This window comes from Desulfuromonadales bacterium, assembly GCA_035620395.1.
Lineage (GTDB): Bacteria > Desulfobacterota > Desulfuromonadia > Desulfuromonadales > DASPGW01 > DASPGW01.
The window spans coordinates 1-3,867 of the sequence record DASPGW010000172.1; the positions used below are offsets into that span (position 1 = coordinate 1).

Consider the following 3,867-nt stretch of genomic DNA (forward strand, 5'->3'; position numbering starts at 1 on the left):
CGCATAAACCCTGCCAGCACGACCAGATCAACACCGGCGTCCCGTAACGCGGCCACCACAGCGCGATCGTATTCCTCGCGGCTGCCATAGAGGCGGTGATCGACGCAGAGGTTGGGAATACCCGCTTGTTCGGCCCGGGACAGGGCTCCCGCCTCGGGGTTGTTGGACAGGACCAGCACGACCTCGGCGGCAAGGGAGCCGTTATGGCAGCAGTCGATGATCGACTGCAGGTTGCTCCCGCTGCCGGAAGCGAGGGCGCCGATACGGAGTTTGCGGATCACGTATTCTCCTGGGACGCTGGAAGCATTCTGTCCCTCAGGTTATTAATCAAACCAGCAATACGCCTTCTTCCTCATCGGCGCACTTGGCGATTTCGCCGATCAGGAACGCGGTCTCCTTGAGTCCGCTCAATCGCACCATGACATCGTCGGCCTCCTGTTCGGAGACGATAAGGACCATGCCGATGCCGTAGTTGAATGTCCGGTACATCTCGATTTCGTCGATGTTGCCTGCCTCGCGCAGAATTTCGAAAATGGCCGGTTTCTTCCAGCTGTTTTTCTCAATCATGGCTCGGCAGTGCTTGGGCAGCACGCGCGGAACATTTTCAACCAGGCCGCCGCCGGTGATGTGCGCCATTCCTTTGATCTGGAAATCGCGCAGCACGTTGAGAATGGTCTTGACATAGATCCTGGTCGGGATGAGCAGTTCCTCGCCGAGTGTGCGCTCCAATCCGTCGACGGCGGAGTCAACGGAGAGGCCCATCCGGTCGAAGAAGACTTTGCGGGCCAGGGAGTAGCCGTTGGAGTGCAGACCGCAGGAACCGATGCCGATCAAGCGGTCGCCGACCGTGACGGAGGAGCCGTCGATAATCTTGCTGTTGTCTACCACGCCGACCGTGAAGCCAGCCAGATCGTATTCGCCATCCGCGTACATGCCGGGCATTTCCGCCGTCTCGCCCCCGATCAGTGCGCAGCCGGCCTGAACACAACCCTCGGAGATCCCCCGTACGATCTCGACAGCCTTTTCCGGTGCGAGCTTGCCGGTGGCCAGATAGTCAAGAAAGAAGAGGGGTTCGGCACCTTGGACGACGATGTCGTTGACACACATCGCAACCAGGTCGATGCCTACCGTGTCGTGCTTGTCGGCAAGAAAGGCGACCTTGAGCTTGGTGCCGACGCCATCGGTAGAAGCGACCAGGGTCGGTTTTTCGTACTTGCCGGCATTTAGAGAAAAAAGTCCGCCGAAACCGCCGATATCGGTCAGGACCTCCGGACGGGTGGTGGCTTTGACCAGGGGCTTGATCATCTGGACAAAACGATTGCCGGCATCGATGTCGACACCGGCATCCTTATAGGTGACTTTATTGTTTTGGCCCAATCCTTTTACTCCTCGTTGGAAAATGGATTGCTATTTAAAACAACAGCCTCTCGCTTGTCAACGGCAAAGTCCCTTTCCCTGCCATTACCGACAATTAGCTCTTTACAGATGCAGGGGCGTGAAATAAGATAAACCACTTCTGGATGGCTGGCAAGCTCCCCTTTTTCATATTTTTCCAGCGGATTTTCAAACTGTCGTGCTGTCGGTATCTTGCGGCGCTGATCGATGTTCTTCCGAGTGCCACGATGGAACCCGTTATTCGTTCTGATTCCGACGCGTTGTTGGCGGAAGCGCACATCCGGCCCATGACGATGAGCGACCTGGAGCAGGTCGTCGCCGTCGAGAGGCTGTGCCATGAACATCCATGGTCTCCGGAGCTTTTTCAGCGGGAGTTGGCGAACCCGATTTCCACGATCGACCTGTTCTGGTTCGGCGAATCGCTGGCTGGGTTCCTCTGCTCCTGGGTGGTAGGTGGTGAACTGGAAATTCTCGATGTCGCCACTGCCCCGGCTTTTCGCCGCCGCGGCGTCGCGGCCGCCTTGATGCGGCATGTCTTCGTACGTGCCCGCCGTCAGGGGATCGAATCGGCTTTTCTGGAGGTTCGTATTGGCAATACCGGAGCAATCGATCTCTATCACAGGTTTGGCTTTTCCGTCGTTGGCAGGCGCTCCCGTTACTATGCCGACGGTGAGGACGCCTTGCTGATGCAACGGCGAGAATGACCGACGTCGTTCATCAGTTGATTTCAAGGAGAGAGAGAAAGACGTATGAAAAACTACAAGACCATGGTCCTGTCCAACCAGGAAATCTCGCCCGGGTATTACCGGATGCGGATTCTGGCGCCGGGCATCGGGGCGACGGCACGGCCGGGACAGTTCATCATGTTTCGGGTGCAGTTGTCCATGCCATCCATGTTGCGGCGCCCTTTCGGTATTTTCCGGACCGGCTTCCTTGCACCCGATTGTGACGGGTTGCCGCCAAGGGAGTATCTGGAGATCCTCTACAAGGTCGTCGGGCAGGGGACCGGCATCATGAGCGAACTGCACGCGGGGGACCGGGTCGAGGTGCTGGCCCCCCTCGGCAAAGGGTTCGATCCCGGCAATCCGGCCGAAGAAAAAATCCTGGTCGGTGGCGGGATCGGGCTCGTTCCTCTCTTCATGCTGGCCAGCGAACTGGTGAAGACCGGCAGCGTCCGTCTGCTGATGGGCGGCCGCACTCGGGACGATATCCTTGCCGTCACCGAGTTCGAGCGTCTCGGCGTCGAGACCTATGTCTCCACCGATGATGGCAGCCTCGGCGAGGAGGGCCTGGTCACCCAGGTTCTGATTCGCAAGCTCGACAAATATCCGCACGCCTCCGTCTATGCCTGTGGGCCTATGCCGATGCTCGAGGCGGTGCAGTTGATCTGCGCTGCCCGCAGCGTGCCCCTGCAGATCTCCCTCGAGGCGCTGATGGCCTGCGGCGTCGGTGCCTGCCTGGGGTGTGTGGTCAAGGGAGCGGGTCACAGCGAGCAGAACCCCCGCTATCTCTGCAGCTGCAAGGAGGGGCCGGTATTTCGGTCCGAACAGCTTGACTGGAGCAGGCTGGGAGAGGAAACCGGATATTGCGAGGGGTGCAAGATATGACGGACTGTCAGCAGGCAACTGATAATCGTGGCCTCCGGCCGAACCTGGCCGTGGAGATCGCCGGCATCAAGCTGAAGAATCCGGTCATGCCCGCTTCGGGGACTTTCGGCTATGGCGAGGAGTACGCTCCCTTCCTTGACCTGAACAATCTCGGCGCGATCGTCACCAAGGGGCTCTCGCTCCGGCCGAAAGCCGGCAATCCTACGCCGCGCATTGCCGAGACGACCAGCGGGATGCTCAACGCCATAGGTTTGCAGAACGTCGGGGTGGATGACTTCATCAAGTACAAGCTCCCCTTCCTCCGCGAGATCAATACCCCGACCATTGTCAATTTCTTCGGCAATACCCTGGAGGAGTATGGCGAGGTTGCCAGGCGCCTCTCCGACATCCCGGAGGTGGCCGGGGTCGAACTGAACATCTCCTGTCCCAACGTCAAGCAGGGAGGGATCGTCTTTGGTACCGATCCGAAGGCCGCGGCCGAAGTGGTCACCCTGGTGCGAAGAAATCTCGACAAACCGCTGATCGTCAAGCTCACCCCCAATGTCACCGATATCACGGTGGTGGCCAGAGCGGTTGCCGAGGCTGGGGCCGACGCCATCAGCTGCATCAATACCCTGACCGGCATGGCGGTCGACGTCCGGACGCGCCGCCCCCGCCTGGCCAACCGTACCGGCGGGCTTTCCGGTCCGGCAATCCGGCCGATTGCGGTGCGTCTGGTCCATCAGGTGGTGCAGGCGGTCCAGATCCCGGTCATCGGCATCGGCGGCATCGCCCGCGCGGAGGACGCCCTGGAATTCCTCATCGTCGGTGCCACGGCGGTACAGGTCGGAACCGCCAACTTTGTCGACCCGTCGGCGATGCAGAC

The 3,867-nt window shown here is 59.8% G+C and carries 6 protein-coding genes; 3 read left to right on the plus strand and 3 right to left on the minus strand.

The features are described 5' to 3' along the window. From VD811_09130 to VD811_09140, 3 genes are all read right to left on the minus strand, one after another. The coding region (locus tag VD811_09130; protein ID HXV21130.1) for a formyltransferase family protein at positions 1-281 on the minus strand (281 nt) is incomplete at its 3' end. Between the two features lie 46 nt (positions 282-327). Next, the gene (gene purM / locus VD811_09135) at positions 328-1,377 is read right to left on the minus strand and encodes a phosphoribosylformylglycinamidine cyclo-ligase (protein ID HXV21131.1); all 1,050 of its coding nucleotides are present in this window, start codon (positions 1,375-1,377) and stop codon (positions 328-330) included. 5 nt (positions 1,378-1,382) lie between these two features. Next, complete coding sequence (locus VD811_09140; GenBank protein ID HXV21132.1) at positions 1,383-1,739, minus strand: hypothetical protein; 357 nt, start codon at positions 1,737-1,739, stop codon at positions 1,383-1,385. Here VD811_09140 and rimI point away from each other — a divergent pair. From rimI to VD811_09155, 3 genes are all read left to right on the plus strand, one after another. Next, the gene (gene rimI, locus VD811_09145) at positions 1,689-2,099 is read left to right on the plus strand and encodes a ribosomal protein S18-alanine N-acetyltransferase (protein HXV21133.1); all 411 of its coding nucleotides are present in this window, start codon (positions 1,689-1,691) and stop codon (positions 2,097-2,099) included. The two genes, VD811_09140 and rimI, sit on opposite strands and share 51 nt — an antisense overlap. Positions 2,100-2,144: 45 nt before the next feature. Beyond that, on the plus strand, positions 2,145-3,002 hold the full coding sequence (locus tag VD811_09150; GenBank protein HXV21134.1) for a dihydroorotate dehydrogenase electron transfer subunit: 858 nt from the start codon (positions 2,145-2,147) through the stop codon (positions 3,000-3,002). Further along, positions 2,999-3,867, plus strand: an 869-nt coding sequence (locus VD811_09155; GenBank protein HXV21135.1) for a dihydroorotate dehydrogenase, incomplete at its 3' end; no start/stop codon positions are given. The genes VD811_09150 and VD811_09155, both read left to right, overlap by 4 nt.